Origin of the sequence: Pedobacter duraquae, assembly GCF_004362245.1 — a bacterium.
GTDB lineage: Bacteria > Bacteroidota > Bacteroidia > Sphingobacteriales > Sphingobacteriaceae > Pedobacter > Pedobacter duraquae.
In genome coordinates, this window is record NZ_SNWM01000004.1 from 14790 (window position 1) to 32622 (window position 17833).

At 41.3% G+C, this 17833-nt stretch carries 15 protein-coding genes, 1 tRNA gene and 1 other RNA gene; 6 read left to right on the forward strand and 11 right to left on the reverse strand.

Annotation, left to right across the window (positions count from 1 at the left end; genetic code table 11):
• Nucleotides 1-3: 3 nt before the first annotated feature.
• From CLV32_RS15610 to CLV32_RS15620, 3 genes are all read right to left on the reverse strand, one after another.
• Nucleotides 4-600, reverse strand: coding sequence for a DUF305 domain-containing protein (locus tag CLV32_RS15610; protein WP_082489588.1), 597 nt, complete (start codon nt 598-600; stop codon nt 4-6).
• 92 nt (nt 601-692) lie between these two features.
• Entirely contained in the window at nt 693-1889 is a 1197-nt protein-coding gene (locus CLV32_RS15615) for a sulfite oxidase (RefSeq protein WP_008245487.1), read from the reverse strand.
• A gap of 325 nt (nt 1890-2214) precedes the next feature.
• Complete coding sequence (locus CLV32_RS15620) at nt 2215-2577, reverse strand: helix-turn-helix domain-containing protein (protein WP_133557210.1); 363 nt, start codon at nt 2575-2577, stop codon at nt 2215-2217.
• Between the two features lie 123 nt (nt 2578-2700).
• Here CLV32_RS15620 and CLV32_RS15625 point away from each other — a divergent pair, with 123 nt between their 5' ends.
• Genes CLV32_RS15625 through CLV32_RS15635 form a run of 3 tightly spaced genes read left to right on the forward strand, consistent with a single transcriptional unit; the run spans nt 2701 to nt 5156 of the window.
• Complete coding sequence (locus tag CLV32_RS15625) at nt 2701-3588, forward strand: HEPN domain-containing protein (RefSeq protein ID WP_166641953.1); 888 nt, start codon at nt 2701-2703, stop codon at nt 3586-3588.
• Nucleotides 3581-4873: a hypothetical protein gene (locus CLV32_RS15630; RefSeq protein WP_133557214.1), complete on the forward strand. Its 1293-nt coding sequence runs from the start codon at nt 3581-3583 to the stop codon at nt 4871-4873. The genes CLV32_RS15625 and CLV32_RS15630 overlap by 8 nt, the downstream gene beginning before the upstream one ends.
• Nucleotides 4854-5156 (forward strand): hypothetical protein, encoded by a 303-nt coding sequence (locus CLV32_RS15635; protein ID WP_133557216.1) that lies wholly within the window; start codon nt 4854-4856, stop codon nt 5154-5156. Before CLV32_RS15630 ends, CLV32_RS15635 begins: the two co-directional genes overlap by 20 nt.
• A gap of 174 nt (nt 5157-5330) precedes the next feature.
• Here the strand turns inward: CLV32_RS15635 and CLV32_RS15640 are convergent, their stop codons facing one another.
• The 4 genes from CLV32_RS15640 to CLV32_RS15655 all read right to left on the reverse strand — a co-directional run bounded on the left by CLV32_RS15640 (nt 5331) and on the right by CLV32_RS15655 (nt 8274).
• Nucleotides 5331-5888 carry an ORF6N domain-containing protein gene (locus CLV32_RS15640; RefSeq protein ID WP_243732333.1) on the reverse strand — a complete coding sequence of 186 codons (558 nt, stop codon included), beginning with the start codon at nt 5886-5888 and terminating at the stop codon, nt 5331-5333.
• 38 nt (nt 5889-5926) lie between these two features.
• Nucleotides 5927-7144 (reverse strand): site-specific integrase, encoded by a 1218-nt coding sequence (locus tag CLV32_RS15645; RefSeq protein WP_133557217.1) that lies wholly within the window; start codon nt 7142-7144, stop codon nt 5927-5929.
• Between the two features lie 247 nt (nt 7145-7391).
• Nucleotides 7392-7464 (reverse strand) — tRNA-Lys (locus CLV32_RS15650).
• A 177-nt stretch (nt 7465-7641) separates the two neighbouring features.
• Nucleotides 7642-8274 (reverse strand): class I SAM-dependent methyltransferase, encoded by a 633-nt coding sequence (locus CLV32_RS15655; protein ID WP_133557219.1) that lies wholly within the window; start codon nt 8272-8274, stop codon nt 7642-7644.
• Between the two features lie 84 nt (nt 8275-8358).
• On the opposite strand from CLV32_RS15655, the gene CLV32_RS15660 reads away from it, so the two are divergent.
• Nucleotides 8359-8856 (forward strand): D-glycero-alpha-D-manno-heptose-1,7-bisphosphate 7-phosphatase, encoded by a 498-nt coding sequence (locus CLV32_RS15660; protein WP_133557221.1) that lies wholly within the window; start codon nt 8359-8361, stop codon nt 8854-8856.
• Nucleotides 8857-8878: 22 nt separating this feature from the next.
• Here CLV32_RS15660 and CLV32_RS15665 read toward each other — a convergent pair whose 3' ends face one another.
• The 4 genes from CLV32_RS15665 to CLV32_RS15680 form a co-directional block, all read right to left on the reverse strand.
• A complete protein-coding gene (locus CLV32_RS15665; RefSeq protein WP_133557223.1) occupies nt 8879-9412 on the reverse strand; it encodes a hypothetical protein in 534 nt (177 codons plus the stop codon).
• A 128-nt stretch (nt 9413-9540) separates the two neighbouring features.
• The gene (fsa, locus tag CLV32_RS15670; RefSeq protein ID WP_133557225.1) at nt 9541-10206 is read right to left on the reverse strand and encodes a fructose-6-phosphate aldolase; all 666 of its coding nucleotides are present in this window, start codon (nt 10204-10206) and stop codon (nt 9541-9543) included.
• Nucleotides 10207-10345: 139 nt separating this feature from the next.
• Nucleotides 10346-10444: signal recognition particle sRNA small type (ffs, locus tag CLV32_RS15675), an RNA gene on the reverse strand.
• Between the two features lie 126 nt (nt 10445-10570).
• Nucleotides 10571-11536: a S41 family peptidase gene (locus CLV32_RS15680; RefSeq protein WP_133557227.1), complete on the reverse strand. Its 966-nt coding sequence runs from the start codon at nt 11534-11536 to the stop codon at nt 10571-10573.
• A 274-nt stretch (nt 11537-11810) separates the two neighbouring features.
• Between CLV32_RS15680 and gltB the strand changes: the two genes are divergently transcribed.
• A complete protein-coding gene (gltB, locus tag CLV32_RS15685; RefSeq protein WP_133557229.1) occupies nt 11811-16310 on the forward strand; it encodes a glutamate synthase large subunit in 4500 nt (1499 codons plus the stop codon).
• A 2-nt stretch (nt 16311-16312) separates the two neighbouring features.
• Nucleotides 16313-17779, forward strand: a complete 1467-nt coding sequence (locus tag CLV32_RS15690) for a glutamate synthase subunit beta (protein WP_133557231.1) — start codon at nt 16313-16315, stop codon at nt 17777-17779.
• The last annotated feature ends 54 nt before the right edge of the window (nt 17780-17833 follow it).

Here is a 17833-nt window from a genome sequence, read left to right on the forward strand (position 1 = left end):
ATGTTAATGGGAGTTTGTAAATGTCTTCATTTGTTGGATTTCTATCTGTTCATCTGAGATAATATTCTCGGCCAGTCTTTTTACATTTTTATTTTTTCCATACCGCAACTCAACTTTAGCCATGTCGATGGCAGCCTGATGGTGAGGAAGCATTATCCTTGCAAAGGACAGATCAGTATCAGACAATTGTTTTTCTTCAGGCATTTGTTCCATCATCACTTTCATCATCTTCTGGTTGGCGTTTTGATGTTGGTTGCCTGTAGCGATAAATCCTTCAGGATGGCTGAGCAGGAGTCGCATTTGCTGAATCTGGGTTTGTTGCTCAGCTTTGATACTTTTAGCTAGCTGAATCATTTCTTTATTTTTTCCGGTCTTAATCTCTTCTTCTGCCATATCAATAGCACCCTGGTGATGTGGGATCATCATTTGTATGAAATCTCTGTCTGCAGATGTGGTAGCTGATATTTCATCCATCTTCATCATCATATGAGCCATTTGCCCAAGGAAGACATTTTTTTTAGTTGCCATTTGCATGTGTTCATGTTGTGCTCGTGCAGAGAAACTAGCAAATAGTAGAAGTATAGACGTGAATCTGATCATGGTTTGATGTAGAATATTAATTGTGATAAACTGTTTATGCCAAACAAGCCTTATGCGATAACCGCAAGATCCTGAAATTTGTTCTTATTGAGCTATATTACATCTACATCAATTGGCGAGATAAAATTAACCATGTAAGTTCTTCTGTCTAAATCATGCTCCATGGGTTGCGTTTTGCCATTTTGATCTGTCGCTCTAGCCATTAAACTATATCTTCCAGTCTTAGCAGGAACCACCCATTCAAATTCAAATAGCTGCCAGGCGAAAGGGATAGCAGGACCAATTAATTTTGCTGGTTGCCATGAATTTCCTTTATCCGTGCTTATTTCTACTTTCGATAGGTTACTATCACCTGACCATCCTGCACCCCTTACTTGATAAGGTTTTCCAGCCGGCACCGCTTCAAACAATACCGGCCTTGATATTTCAGACTTAACCAATGTAGTGGTTACGGGCGTCAAGGTAGGTAGTCCTTCAACACGCTTCCAGTAAGCATATTCAATCGTCTGCCAATAGCCATCAAACGGCTTTTCAGATGCAGTAATTTTCATCAGCCATTTCACAGATGCCATACCATACCATCCTGGAATAATTGCCCTTGCCGGGAAACCATGTTCAGCACTCAATGGTTTTCCATTCATTTCATAGGCGATGATGATGTGATCCTGCATTGCTATATTTAACGGAATGCTTCGGGCGAATTTGATTTTTCCTGGTGATTTCGGCTCTTCTGTAATCATCCCCTCATCATTCCCTTCCAAAATAATGTCTACCGTACCCACCTTTATGCCAGCCTTCTTTAACAATACGGATAAAGGTACTCCTGTCCATTCAGCATTGCTGATCCCACCTTGTTCCCATCCTAAACCCTTCACTTTTGGGGCGAGGTTAGCACGTCCGTTTCCGGCACATTCTATAGTAGCCATTACCTTTTTTGCAGGAAGCTTTTTAAGTTCGCTCAGATTGATCTTTATGACATGATTGGTGTTGCCGCCAATCTCTAATTCCCAATTTGTAGCATCAATATTGGGAATATTAAAATGACTCCTGATGAAGAACTGGTTATTTGGAGTAATCCTGTTTTTTAACGTAGGAAATGGAAACTCCATATTTAATGGCTTTTTCTCTCGCGTAATAAGTCCTGGAAAGTCATTGTCTTCTCTGGTTTGTTGAATCTCCTTCGCCGAAGCCCAGGATGGTATTGTTGCGCCAGCTATCACCGGGATAATTCCAGTAACAAAATTACGTCTGTTTAACGTGTAGTTTTGTGATGTTTTGTCGTTTTTCATTTCAATAAATGTAGGTGATTACAATATAGCCAAAAATCTCTCATAGGATAACTTGTATTCTTCCTTTTTCTTGATGGTTGAAAGGAAACAACTGTAGACTTTACTTCATCGCTGGCCTGCTAGAAAAGACACAATAGTTCTATAACTGTTTATCAAATACTCATCTCAATTTCTATCAAAAAACGGTCGTTTTTTTATAATGGTAGTCTAATAGCGAAATGTTGTCTACGAAATTCAACATCCATTATCGGACTTCATTTATATTTTAGCCAACGAAGTGAGAACTCAATATTTGGGTAGTTAATAAGAGGATGAATGCATTCAACTACAGCTTTTTCAGAAGCTCATTTTTTTCTTTTTCGCTCGCCAACAAACGTTCATACAGTTCAACTATTTTTTCAATAGGATTGAAATTATTCTGAATTGAATTATCATGAAAGTTATTGATATTGTTAAAAATTGTCTCTTCTGTAAAGTGTTTGATTCCTTCAGCAGTTACGCCTAGTGCTTTTGCCACTTTCTCTAGTGTAGATTCTTCAATTTCCTCACTCTGTTCAAGTTTGCTGATAGCCTGTTGGCTTATGCCAAGCTCTGTAGCAAGCGCTTCTTGTTTCATTCCACGAAGTTCACGGATACGGCTTATTTTTCTACCAAGATGCATTCTGTTCGTTTTTTCTGAGGTTTCCATGGCCAAATATATTTAAAAAATTCCGACAGTTAAAAACAACCCTGCGCTTGTATTTTACAATCAGCAATGGTTCGGTACGTGCTTTTTCAAGTCGAAATTGGTTCTAATAATAATCATGAAGATATGAAAAAGCAATCATTAAAGCCAGTGGAGGGCCGGCAAGAGCCGTTCTCCAATTTTGTTAAAGAACTTGCAGAGCGGTTCACGCCCTTGCAAATTCTTAAGTTCGGTGAAATAAGTTCTAAAAAGAATTCTTTTACTTCTTTCTTGCCCGAACAGGCAAACGAAATTTTTCACTATTATCTATTAATGGTAATAGAAGGTATTACGCGAATTGAGCATGGTGTTCAGGACTATGTAAATACACATTTCAATCGCGGCAAGATCACAATCCTTGTTCATAGCAAAGAGAGCATAGAAACTGCAATCGCAGCTAATAACCGATTTTTTATAACTGTTTTTAATACCGGCATTCAGCTATACAGTCATGATGGTACGCTGAATCTGTTTCCTGAATATATTCTTGATAAAAAGATATCTCTTGAAAAAGCCCGTAAGCATCTATACCATAGGATTCCAATGGCGCAGGGATTTTTGGACGGAGCGGGAGAATGTTTCAGTAATGAAAAATTCAATGTGTGCGTTTTTATGCTTCACCAAGTTGTTGAGCAATCCTGCATTGCGATGATCAGGGTTTTTATGGCTTACAGGTCGGATATTCATCATTTGGGGAGGCTACTGGATATCTGTGCATGTTTCTCGGAGCAGCCAAGAGCGCTTTTTCTTGGAACGCCAGAAAACAGAAGGCTTTTTGAGAAGCTCATGAACAGTTATAGCCATGCCAGGTATAAAGATAATTTCAATGTCGACATGGGCGATGCCGATAAACTATATAGCCTGGTTCATAATTTTTTAATTCTCGCCAAAGATCTTTGTGATAAGAAGATTAATCTTTTAACTGCCGAATGTGAAGAGGCGGAAGCATCGAAAGGAGGAACTGAAAATGGCTGATGAAATGATGCTTGCAGGAAAAGCTAAATCCCAGTTCTTTAAACTTCCGTTTGATAAGAGTACCCGCATATTGAGGTTAAATGTTTTGGAGTCACACACAGAACTTCGAGCCGGGAACCGGCCATATTACATGGTTGAAAGAAAGATACTTTCATTTAAGAAAGGGATATTGACAATTAGGGTAAAGCTCGAAAATGAGCCGCCTGTAAAAGTTTACTTAAAGGTCGAGTATGATCATTTATTGGTAAGCTGCAATATTGATACGGATGGAAATTATCTGGGAAGATATGCCTACCGGACCTTGAGGGCGATGTTATGGAATGAATTTCATGACTTTGAAAAATATTATTGGCCGGAATGTTTTAATGAAGCGACCGGAAGGTCAAAATATCTTGAAGTTATCTGTGATAGGTATGGAGTAGACATCAGGCTAAAAAAAGAATTTAAAGGTCTTTTCAGGCCGGATGATTATTTCCTGCACATAGCCGAACGCAAGGTATTGGAGAGAAAACTTGTGACTGATGGTTCCACGACATTAAACCATGAGTACCTTATTGGTTATTGCCTTGCAAATACCGATGCTGTCAGGTTCCATTCCAACCATTATCCATTTCTGATACCGTACAAATTTTCCCTAAATGCGGATAATAAGACTGTAAAATCTTTCACAGGGTTTCTTTTCGAAGAAGACGATAGTTTTGAACAATCTGAACTGTCCGCAAATCAAACTGAGCTGAACAGCATCTGCTACGAAATGAAGAAAATTGCAAGGATTCAGTTCAGGGAACACGGAGACAGTGATGAACGTTCTGACGAAATAGACGATCTCAATTTCAGCAATAAGAGTAAGATTTTCGAACTATTCAATAAAGCCCTCCCAATGCTATCGAGGGAGCCGTTTACACACTACCTGTTTACCTATGGGATGAGAAATATTCAGAAGAAACCTATGAAAAAGGATATGCAGGTTACCAGATTCTCAGTTGAAGTACCCCGTTTAAGTTTTTTATTCATTGATAAGGGTGATTATTACGAACTTAAGCTGAGGTTCAAGGTAAAGGGAAAGAGTTTTCTTTTTTGCGAGGATAGGATTGCCATGTTCTTAATCTGTTCGGCTTCAAACCCCACTGTCTGGTATCTATTGGAATGTGAAACGGATTCAAGGGTAGTTCTTTTCTTTAGCCGGAAAAACTTCAGGATTCAAATCCCAAAGGGTTATTACAGGGAGCATTTCGAACGATACCTAGATGAAATCAAAAAACACTATGAACTTGAAATCAGATAGAAATAGCGACATGGAAGAGATTAAAACACTACTCGATTTTCAGCCTTCAGGGCTTACCGACGACGAAATTGGAAATGCAGATTCTGAGATGGAATATTTTTTCGTGAATTTTCCCTTGCATGAGGCAAGGACTAATTTATGGGAACTTTACAAGGGTTGGGTGCATTTGGAAGCTGAATCTCCGGAAGGAGAGGAAATGACTGATATGCTTTTCTTTTGTAACCAGATGATCAGCTTCCTGAACTTTTCTTTTATAGTAACAAAGCAGAAACAAAATAGATGAATAAATAACAGAAAGCAAGATCATCAGGGAGTCGCTTTCTGTTATCATTAAGTTGTTTTCAATATACTATTGCGAGAGCCGGCCCTCCCGCATTTTCGGCCTGTGAAAGCCCACTTCACCAGCCCGGGGTTTTTCACTATGGTATATACGGAAATGCAATTCCGCCTCTATATGCTACAGTTCATCCGGTTTGAACCCGATCCTATTTCGTTTGGGTATTGGCTTTTCCTTAAGCGCTAATAACTCATCAAGGTATTGAAAAACAATTTCCATGCTCTTGTCTTGGTTTTCCAGCTTGTTCTTTATCTTTTCTATCTCCAGACGGATTTGGGTATTATCAGCTACCATATTTCTAAGTCGTGCAAATATTCGGATTACCTGAATGTTAACGTTGATAGCCCGCTCACTGTTGAGTATGCTTGATAACATAGCTACACCCTGTTCGGTGAATACGAAAGGGGTTGCCGGGCTGAATTTTGCCGACTTTGGGAGGTTATCACAAATTGTGATAACCTGCTGCCATTCCCCTTTTGTCAACTGGAACATGAAATCGTCCGGAAAACGCTGAATGTTGCGTTTGACTGCCTGTTTGAGTGCACGGGTCTCAACTTCATAGAGGACAGCGAGGTCAATATCCAGCATTACCTTTTGATCCCGGAGTGATATATCTTTTCCAGCACAACCTGTTCCTGAATTAGAATATTTGTTATGGTTTTGTTCATGATTTTTCAAATTTGCCAGCACCAAAACGTGCTGGAGTAATGAGTCTATTATTTTATAGAGAATCGGTTTTGCAAGATCGCCATATCTGCACTTACCTTTATATCAAGAACCTTTGCATAAATCTGGGTCGTCCTGATATTGGTATGTCCAAGCATCTTCGATACGCTTTCCATGGGAACACCGTTTAAGAGGGTTATGGTTGTTGCAAAGGTATGTCTGGCAATGTGCGAGCTTAAAGGCTTATTGATCTCACAAACTGCGGCAATTTCCTTGAGGTATTCGTTTAGTTTTTGATTGCTCGAAACTGGTAACGCCCTGTCTTTTGTGATGCAATATGGATGGTCGCTATATCTTTCCAGTATTGCGATTGCCGGTGGTAATAGGGGAACAGCAGACCGGGTTCCTGTTTTGGTTCTGTTTGTGAAAACCCATTTTTTGCCATCTACACCTGTTTTAATATTCGATGGGCTCAGTTTTTCTATGTCGGAATACGCAAGTCCAGTAAAACAGCAGAAGATAAAAACATCCCTCACCTGACTCAGTCGCTCGGTTAAGAACTGCTTTTCTGAAATTTTAGTTAATTCATCCTCTGTAAGAAATGAACGCTCTACATTTTTACTCTTTAGTTTGTATCCAAACATTGGATCGCTGTCGATCCATTTTAAGCTCAATGAAATGCGAAGGATTTTACGAAGGCTTTTCAGATACCTTACTGTGGTATTGTTGGCACAACCGTTTACTGACCTCAGGAAAAAATCAAAATCGCGTATAAACGCATGGTTAATATTTTTGATGTTGATGTCTGTTATCTTGTGTTTTTCATTCATGAAAGCGACAAGATGCCTTTCCAAAACTTGAAAGCGCTTCAAGGTACCAATGGCATATTCCTTTCCTACCAAAGCCTCCATTTTTTCGTTATGAACTTTGATGCCTTCCATCAAGGTATGCTTTCGGACTTCCCGCCCGATAAATCTACACTTAATGCCTTCGGCCGTAATAACTTTGCCTTCATCAAAAAGATCCCTGTAAACCTGGTTGATCATTGACTGGAGATTGTCCAGATGAGCGTTGAAGCTTCTGACATCTTCCTTTTTTCCATCCTGTCTGCCAGATTTGGTATTCCACTTTTCAGGGTCGCACTCAAGCCTGCTGGTCATTTCTGCCCTTTTTCCGCCAACAGTTATTCTTAAATAAACCGGCACATGGCCGCCACGATAGTTTTTCTGCTTTTTAAGATAAAAAAGCAGGCTAAAATTAGTTTTCATATAAACTGAATTAAGGTTAACAAAATTAGCCCTGCAGTCTGAAAACGTCAAGATGTTCGATAGTCGAATATCTTGTTAATCAGGTGATTATATATAATTCGGTGAGTTCGTTTAGGACCTAAATTACTCACCGAATTACCCACTTTTAATAGGAGAGTAGGTGAGTATTTTGGTTTTTCCACTAAAACAAAAAAGCTTGCAATCATTTGATTTGCAAGCTTTTACGTAGTTTTGATACTATTGTCTGTGATCCCGCTGGGATTCGAACCCAGGACCACTACATTAAAAGTGTAATGCTCTACCAGCTGAGCTACGGAATCAAAGTTTTCTTAGAACTTTACTCTAAGCGTTTCCGTTTAAAGTGATGCAAATATAGGGACATTCTCTATATGGTGCAACAATAATTACGAGAAATCAGCTAGCATACTGATTTTAAGGAAGATTATTTTACACGGGCTTAATATGGGCTTAAATTTAGGCTCAAAAACCAGCTAACATTATTTCTTTCTAGCCACTAGAACGGTATGAATCTCCCTTGCTGTAGGAGATTTTTTATAGTCTATTTGAAATACTTCAATGTTTTCAAACCCCGCTTCCAAAAGATTCATTTTTAAAACTGCTAAAGTGTGATAGTAAAAATACACTCGCTTTCCGCTACTTCCAACTTGAAAGCCAGATTGACTAGCATCACCTTCTACAAAACTTAAATAAAATAATCCATCATCATTTAATAAGTCCTTTACGTCTAAAATGAGCTTTTGACTGTCTGCAGGTGATAGATATGGTAAGCAAAATCCGCAAATGATTCCATCATACTTCATTTGCATTTGGCTGATTTGTCTGCTGTCCATTACATCAAAACGTGCTGATGGATTGTTTTTTTTCGCAAGTTCGATCATATTAGGAGCAACGTCGATCCCGTAAATATCAAAATCAGGTCGTTTGCTTAACAAATACTTAGTGATGTTTCCAGGGCCACAACCAAGATCCAATAACTTGGCATTTGGTTTTACTATGCTACTGCAAATATAATCATACGTCTCGTTATAGAAATCCAGATCCATAAACTTCTCTTCATATAGAGCGGCAACAGTATTCCATGTTTCAAATGTTTCTTTGTACGTATCCATGATTCAATTTGTTCGCTATTATTTAGAAATCACCTAGGTGAAATTAACAATTAATATTTTCATCTTTGGTTCAAATACTGAAAAATGAAGAATAAAGCTATCTTTCTGGACCGTGACGGTGTCCTGAACCACGAGATCTACGACTATATTTGCCGCCCTGAAGATTTTGAGGTCTTAACCTACCAGATTCCTCCTTTAAAGAAATTATATGACGAAGGGTATATGCTCATTGTAATTACCAATCAGGGAGGGATAGCTTTAAACAGATATACTGAAGAAACACTGGCAGGTATGCATCAGACGATGTATGATATCTATGCAGAGCAGGGTGTTAAATTTACCCATGCCTATTACTGTAAACATCACCCAACGGTTTCGGGCGACTGTGATTGTCGCAAGCCCAAATCAGGAATGTTACTGGAAGCTATTGCAACTTATGATATAGATCCTGCTTTATCTGTCATGATCGGCGATAAACCGAGAGATGTGGAAGCCGCAGCAGGAGCAGGGGTGAAGGGCATCTTGATAGCGCCCGACGAACAGATCAACTATGAGGAAGTAAAACGCGTACTGGCTTTATAAACGCGATTTAATAAAGGTAAATTTATGGGGTTGCTGGAGCAACAGGCATCTCAGCTGACTCGATGTGCTTATAAATTGCTCCGGTTTTTAAGTCTTTTAAATAGCTTACGTATTTATTTTTGTCATAAAATACCTTTAAAGCCTTAATTGTACGTCCACGCTCTTTGAGTGTGACGATGCCACCAGAGATGTTTGCGTCATAGTAGTCGACCTTGGTAATCATCTTTGGAACTTTTGTTTCCAAAACTTCCTGCTGCACTTTTGATTTTTTTAGTGTTAAAGGTAACTGACTATAGTAACCATTAACTTCAGTCTCTCCATAAGTAAGCTTAATGAGTTCTTTAAATACGGTACCGGCTGGTAATGTCACATCTGCATTCATGGTCCACTGGAACAATTTTGGTAAAGAATATTCCTGAAGTGATAAAGTATCTGGCTTAAACTCAACCAATCTATCTTTTGGTACGGGAGGTGGCAATGCCCGTGTTTTTTTCTTTTGACTGTAGCTGCTCAAATGCAGGGTCATGATGACTAGAAAAATCAATAACTTTCTCATGGATAGTTTACCTTGTTGGTGTAGTTTAAAAACATGGAGTAGCTGTTATTGTTTGATAACCAAAATCACAAACATAAAAAAAGGCTTCCTGAAAAATCAGAAAGCCTTCCTCATCAAAATAGCTTTAATTATTTAGCAGCCTCAGCAGCTTTCTTATGGTCAGCTAAAAATGTAGCCAAACCTGAATCTGTTAATGGGTGTTTCAATAAAGCAGTGATTGCAGAAAGAGGGGCAGTAATTACATCAGCACCTAATTTAGCACAGCTTACAATATGTAATGGACCGCGGATAGATGCAGCCAGGATTTCAGTTGCGTAACCGTAGTTATCAAAGATCAAACGTATCTCTTCGATCAGCGCTAAGCCATCAACAGAGATATCATCTAAACGACCAAGGAAAGGGGATACGTATGATGCACCTGCTTTTGCAGCCAATAATGCTTGTCCTGGAGAGAAGATCAAGGTACAGTTGGTTCTGATGCCTTTTCCAGTCAGGTATTTGATCGCTTTAACACCGTCTTTAATCATTGGGATTTTTACAACGATTTTTGGATCAAGCTGAGCCAGGGCTTCGCCTTCTTTAATCATCTCGTCATAAGTAGTAGAAATCACTTCAGCACTTACATTGTCATCTACAATAGCACAAATAGCCTTGTAATGTGCAATTACGTTTGCTTCGCCTGTGATACCTTCCTTAGCCATTAGGCTTGGGTTTGTGGTTACTCCGTCTAATACACCTAAATCCTGAGCTTCTTTGATCTGATCAAGATTTGCTGTGTCAATGAAAAATTTCATGTTATTAAATTAAAGATTGTGATAATTCAAATTTATTGAACGCTAAATTAGAATTACTTTTCTTAAAAGTTGTAAGATCAGTATACTATTTAATCATAAATTGAATTGGGAGGATTTTACTTTATCGGAAAAAGTAAAAATGGGCAAGCACCTTCTATCGCACCGCTACAACCTTCTACCCTTGCTTCGTTCCCGCCCTGGGGGAGTTCAAAGGGAGCTGATCGTAAAAGACTTGCCCACTGCAAATGTAGTAAAAGAGATCAGACTACGAAAGTAATTTTTCAAAATAACCGCTTATTTTCTTTACTGGAACAGTAAGGGCTTGGAGTTAAGTAGCTTGCAGTGCAAATATTTTTTCAATGATCTATTTCATTGTAGTTTTTATAGCGTCGATGTAGTCTGATAGCGTATTCCCGGTTGTTTTGATGGTTGGTTCGATGCCTTTTCCAAGTTCGCTGTACGCATATCCTTTCCTGTTTACTAGTGTTCCTGTGGTTAAAATCATGATGGAGCCATCAGAAAGTTTAAAATCGGAATTGTCTGATGTAAGTCCCTGGGTATTGACACCAACAATATTTACGTTTTTTTGCCCTACAAAACTCGCCACAACAAATTCGCCTGAGCTTGCTGTTTTTTTACTTGCTAAAATATAGACAGGCAGTCGGGGGTTTTTCAACTTAATAACCGGAATTACTATTTTCGCAATCTTTAATTTACCAAAGGTGATATCTGCTTTGTTGATATTATAATAATTTACCATCCCGGCATTGTCTTTTGAGCCTATTGCGTTTTTGGTGTCCAGGAAAGGTTCTACTACCTTAAACATAGGCGCAAACATACCGCCTTGATTTTCCCGCACGTCTATAGCCCAGGCTTTCGGGTGCATTGCTTCAAGCGCCTTTACCTTTTGATAGAAGTCGCGCACGTACTTGTCCCAATCCTGTTCATTTAAATTGCCGATTGCCGGTACGGTTAAATAGGCAATGGAATTGATCAGGCTATCCTGCGCATAGGGAAAAGCCATTCCTTGCTCTTCGTAAGTTTTAAGGTATGCCTCAACTTCCTTTGCAGGCACAAAGTTAGAGTGACTGTCGCCCAATTGACGCAGCATATATCTGACTACAGATTGACTTTGTTTGATGGTTTGTTTGTTCCCTAACGAATCCATGGCGCGCTTGGTAAATGCTGTCCAATCTATTTTGCTCTTGTTAACGGAATTGTCTTTCATTATTGTAATGGCTTCCTGCAGATATTGTTTTGGGTTTTCCTGCGCAACAAGATTGAAGGATAGGGTGCTGAGGCAAATTAAAAAAAGGCATTTCAGGTTCATGGGTTTATTAATTTAGCTTAGTTATATTATTGTTTTGCTTGGTTTCATTTTTTAGACTCCGCTAGCTCCGGGACGTTACACGATAAGTTTTTAACTAAAGGCTTAATCTATAATTATTAAATCGTTAATGAAAACGTTGCCAAATTAACATATTTGTATTGAAAATCGCTTTATGTACTCAATATTAATGGTATGTTAAAAATAAGGTCCTCAACTGGTAAACCAATTCGTTTTTATTATCTTAGTGTTTCGATTACACTATTAAAACCAAAATATGAACGAGCAAGGATTATATGACCAGCGTTTTGAGCACGACGCCTGCGGTATTGGTTTTGTGGCCCACGTAAAGGGTAGGAAGTCGCAACAGATTATCTCTGACGCAATAACCATTCTTGAAAACTTAGACCACCGCGGGGCTTGCGGAGCAGAAATTAACACTGGCGACGGTGCCGGAATCATGATTCAGATTCCACATGAATTTTTTTATGATGAATGCCTTAAAGTAGGCTTCAGCTTAACCCAGTCGGGAGACTACGGTGTTGGCATGCTTTTCCTTCCAAAGGATATTAAGGCACGCGAAGAATGCCGCGAGGTCATTTACCGCGCTGCAGAAAAGCTGAACCTGGAAATTCTGGGCTTCAGAAAGGTATTGACCAATTCGGATGGTATTGGAGAGACTGCCTTATCGGTAGAGCCAGAAATGGAACAGGTATTTGTTGCCCGTCCTTATGCGATTGCTGCTGGTGCAGATTTTGAACGTAAACTCTATGTTTTTAAAAACTACCTGACAAAAACGATTAACAATACCGTTAAGGGAATTCGCGCTGATTTTTATATCGCGTCGTTCTCTGCACGAACTATAGTATATAAAGGTCAGCTGACCTCCATGCAGCTGCGTACTTATTTTACGGAACTTGCTGATAAACGGGTGGTATCAGCCTTCGGCTTGATTCACTCCCGCTTTGCTACAAACACATTTCCTTCATGGAGATTAGCACAGCCGTTCCGGTATATCGCCCATAATGGCGAGATCAATACTTTACAGGGTAACCTAAACTGGTTTAGGGCAAGCGTTAAGTCTTTTGCTTCAAGTTATTTTACGCCTGAGGAACTAAATATCCTGTTGCCGGTAATTGATGAAACGCAGTCAGATTCTGGCTGTCTGGATAATATTGTTGAACTATTGTTACATGCCGGCCGTTCTTTACCGCATGTACTCATGATGTTGATTCCGGAAGCCTGGGATGGCAATGAGGATATGGATGAGCTTAAAACGGCCTTCTATAAATTCCACGCTACATTAATGGAGCCCTGGGACGGACCGGCGGCTATTGCTTTTACAGATGGCAACCTGATTGGTGCTACGCTGGATAGGAATGGTCTGCGCCCTTCGCGCTACGCAATTACTGAAGACGACCGCGTAATTATGGCTTCTGAAGCTGGTGTGTTGGCCTTGGATCAAAGCAAGATCATCGAAAAGGGACGCTTAACTCCCGGAAAGATGTTTGTTGTGGATATGGAGCAAGGTCGCATTATCAGCGATGATGAAATTAAGACTACGGTGTGTAGCAGAAGGCCTTATGCCGACTGGTTAAATCAATATCAGATCCGTTTGGAAGAACTGTCTGATCCACGCGTGGTGTTCAGCGGACTTTCTGAGGAATCTATTTTCAGGTACCAGCAGGTTTTTGGTTACAGTAGGGAAGATATAGACATGATCCTGAAGCCTATGGCTTTGGAGGCTAAGGAAGCAATCGGCTCTATGGGTACCGATATTCCACTGGCAATTTTATCACAGAAGCCGCAACATCTTTCTTCTTACTTTAAACAGCTTTTTGCGCAGGTAACCAATCCGCCAATTGACCCCATCCGCGAAAAAGTGGTGATGTCGCTTGCTGGTTTTATGGGTAACAATGGAAACCTGTTGGAAGAAAATGCCATGCAGTGCCACTGTGTAGGTATCAAGCATCCAATCCTGACCAACCTGGAGCTGGAAAAGGTGCGTAGTATTGATACCGGTGTATTCCAGTCTAAAACGCTGCAAACGTATTTCCGTGCAAGTGGTGAGCCTGGAGCGATGGCTAAAGCACTGGAGCGTTTATGCCGCTATGCGGTAGATGCTGTTGAAGATGGTTTTCAGGTACTTGTACTGTCAGACCGTGCTTTAGACTCTGAACATGCGGCCATTCCTTCTTTGCTGGCTGTTTCGGCGGTACACCACCACTTGATCCGTAAAGGGCACCGTGGCGCAGTAGGGTTGGTTGTTGAGGCTGGCGACGTGTGGGAAGTGCATCATTTTGCCTGTCTGATTGGTTTTGGTGCTACAGCAGTAAATCCATATCTGGCATTGGAAACGATCCGTGGATTTGAGGAAGAAAGTGCGGTATCTACCGAAAAAATGATTCAAAATTATATCTACGCGGTAAACAGCGGCTTGCTTAAGATTTTCTCTAAAATGGGGATTTCGACGCTGCAAAGTTACCATGGTGCACAGATCTTCGAGATCCTGGGGCTTCACAAAAGTGTAGTTGATAAATATTTTGCTGGTGCCGTATCCCGCATTGGTGGTCTTGGACTGGACGAGATTGCGCATGAGGCTTTGATTAAGCACATCCGCATCTTTGGTAAGGCAACCAGGCCGGATACGATTTTGCCAACCGGTGGTAACTACCGTTGGAGACGTAAGGGGGAGCAACATTTGTTTAACCCGCAAACGATTCACCTGTTACAAAATGCTACCCGCCGGAAGGACTATAACACATATAAGCAATATGCAAAGTTGGTTAATGAGCAGACTAAACAAGCTTTTACTATCCGTGGCTTATTTGAATTTAACTATAAACGACCATCTGTTTCGATAGATGAAGTTGAGCCAATTGAAAGTATCCTGAAGCGTTTTGCAACAGGGGCGATGAGTTTTGGTTCTATTTCGCACGAGGCACACTCTACCTTAGCGATCGCGATGAACCGTATTGGCGGGAAAAGCAATACTGGTGAGGGTGGTGAGGATGAGTTGCGCTATGAGAAACTGGCCAACGGCGATTCGATGCGTTCATCGATCAAACAGATTGCTTCGGCCCGTTTTGGGGTTACGAGCAACTACCTGACCAATGCTGATGAGCTGCAGATTAAAATGGCGCAAGGTGCTAAGCCTGGTGAAGGTGGACAACTACCTGGGCACAAAGTTGACGATTGGATTGCGAAAGTACGTCATGCTACGCCTGGTGTTGGTTTGATCTCTCCGCCACCACATCATGATATTTATTCTATTGAGGATCTGGCACAACTGATCTTTGACCTAAAGAATGCGAACAGGACGGCACGGATCAATGTGAAGCTTGTTTCTAAAGCTGGCGTAGGTACTATTGCAGCCGGAGTGGCTAAGGCACATGCCGATGTGATCCTGGTTTCTGGCTTTGACGGTGGTACGGGTGCTTCACCTTTAACGTCTATCCAGCATGCAGGTTTACCTTGGGAACTTGGTTTGGCAGAAGCACACCAAACCCTGGTTAAAAACAAACTGAGGAGCAGGGTAGTGTTGCAAACAGATGGTCAGTTGAAAACCGGTCGTGATATCGCGATAGCTACTTTACTGGGTGCTGAAGAATGGGGTGTTGCTACAGCAGCACTGGTTACTTCGGGTTGTATCATGATGCGCAAATGCCATCTAAATACATGTCCGGTGGGTGTTGCTACGCAAGATCCTAACCTGCGGAAGTTGTTTACAGGTGATCCTGACCATGTGGTAAACTTGTTTTACTTCCTGGCGGAGGAACTACGTGAGGTAATGGCTGAGCTGGGATTCCGTACGGTACAGGAAATGGTTGGTCAGGCAGACGCTTTGAGTCTGAGACCTATTGATCCGGCCGACTGGAAATTGAAACACCTTGATCTTTCTGGTATCTTACATAAAGCACCTGATAATGGTTTGAGTTTATATAATACGGAAACTCAGGACCATGGTTTGGAACATGTTCTTGATCATCAGTTAATAGCAGCCGCTGCCGATGCATTGGCTAATAAAGAGCCTGTATTTAAGCTGTTCGATGTCAAAAATACCGATCGTGCTATTGGAACAATGCTGAGCAATGAGGTATCCAAACGTTATGGCGGCCCGGGCTTGCCTCCGGATACGATCAACTTCAAGTTTAACGGATCAGCCGGACAAAGTTTTGGTGCTTTTGCTACGCGCGGAATTTCGCTCGAGCTGGAAGGTGAGGCAAATGACTATGTAGGTAAGGGACTTTCGGGCGCCAGGTTATCAATCTATCCATTCGGTAATGTAACCTATGTGCCTGAGCAGAATATCATTATCGGAAACGTAGCCTTGTATGGAGCTACTTCTGGTGAGTTGTTTGCACGCGGACAAGCCGGTGAGCGTTTTGCAGTAAGGAACTCTGGCGCTACTGCTGTTGTGGAAGGTCTGGGTGATCACGGTTGTGAATACATGACCGGGGGCGAAGTGCTGGTGATCGGTAATACAGGAAGTAACTTTGCTGCAGGAATGAGCGGTGGTATTGCCTGGGTATACGACTCTGATGGTAATTTCCCGAGCAAATGCAACCAGGAAATGGTAGATCTGGATCCGCTGAACGAGGAAGATGAGATGCGCATCAGTATTTTGCTGAAGAAACATATCAAGCTGACTGGTAGTAAGCTGGCAGAGTTCATCTTAAATGATTGGGCAACTCAATCTGCACATTTTGTTAAAGTATTCCCGAAAGAATACAAAGCTGTTTTATTGAAAAGAAGTACTATAAATATAAATTCTTAGTCATGGGGAAAGTAACCGGATTTTTAGAATACGAGCGGACACCACCCTCAAAACAGGACGCTAAATTGCGCCTGCAACATTATAATGAATTTGTACAGGCTTACGAAGCTGAAGAGGTAAACCGCGAAGCGGCACGCTGCATGGATTGTGGTGTTCCCTTCTGCATGTCGGGGTGCCCGCTGGGTAATGTAATCCCTGAGTTTAACGATGCAGTATATAAAGCTGACTGGGAGTTGGCTACTACTATTTTGCTGAGTACAAATAACTTTCCTGAATTTACAGGTAGGATTTGTCCTGCTCCGTGTGAGTCGGCCTGCGTATTGGGTATTAATAAGTCGCCAGTTTCCATCGAGGAAATAGAAAAGCACATCAGTGACATGGCTTTCGCAAAAGGATATATTAAAGCTGAAGAGCCTTTGATCCGTACAGGCAAACGTGTAGCTGTAATTGGCTCGGGACCTGCAGGTATGGCTGCCGCTGCGCAACTGAATAAGGCAGGGCATGAAGTGGTTGTTTACGAACGTGATGATACACCAGGTGGTTTATTAAACTACGGGATACCTGATTTTAAATTGGGGAAAGATATTGTCCGCAGACGTATCGCCCTGATGGAAAAAGAAGGCATTGTGTTTAAATGCAATGCGAATGTTGGGGTAAATGTGGAGCTCAACACGCTGCTGCGCGAATTCCAGTCGATTGTACTGGCTGGCGGTTCTACGATCCCACGCGATTTACCTGCGCCTGGCAGATCTGCCATAGGTGTACACTTCGCCATGGATTTTCTAAAGCAGCAGAACAAACGCAATAGAAACTTTTCTGTGGATCAGGAAGCGATTCTGGCGACTGGTAAAGACGTAATTGTGATTGGCGGTGGAGATACAGGATCAGATTGTATAGGGACTTCCAACAGACAGGGCGCCAGGTCTGTAACGCAATTCGAAATTATGCCTACGCCACCAAAAAGCCGGACTGAAAATATGCCATGGCCACAATACCCGATGCTGATGAAAGTAACTTCTTCGCATGAGGAAGGCTGCGAAAGAGGATGGGGTGTAAACACCAAGGAATTTATCCAGGATGAAAATGGCAACCTGAAAGCATTGAAAGTTGTTGATGTGGAATGGGATATTGACAAAACCGGCAGGCCACTTAATTTTAAGGAAGTTCCAGGAACGGAACGTGATCTGCCTTGTCAGTTGGTACTGTTAGCCATGGGCTTTCTACATCCGCAGAAAGAAGGACTGCTCGAAAAACTGGGTATAGAACTGGACAACCGCGGAAATGTAAAGGCTGAGGAAGGTAAATACCAAACCAACATCGCGAAGATCTTTGCTGCAGGTGATATGCGCCGGGGGCAGTCGCTGGTAGTCTGGGCAATCTCCGAAGGCAGGGAAACCGCTCGTAAGGTTGATGAGTACCTGATGGGGCATAGCAAGCTTGCAACGAAGGATGGGATAGCATACGCTTAGAATCCTTCTAAATACATTTTAAATACACTGATTGGATAGGTTATTGCGATATTT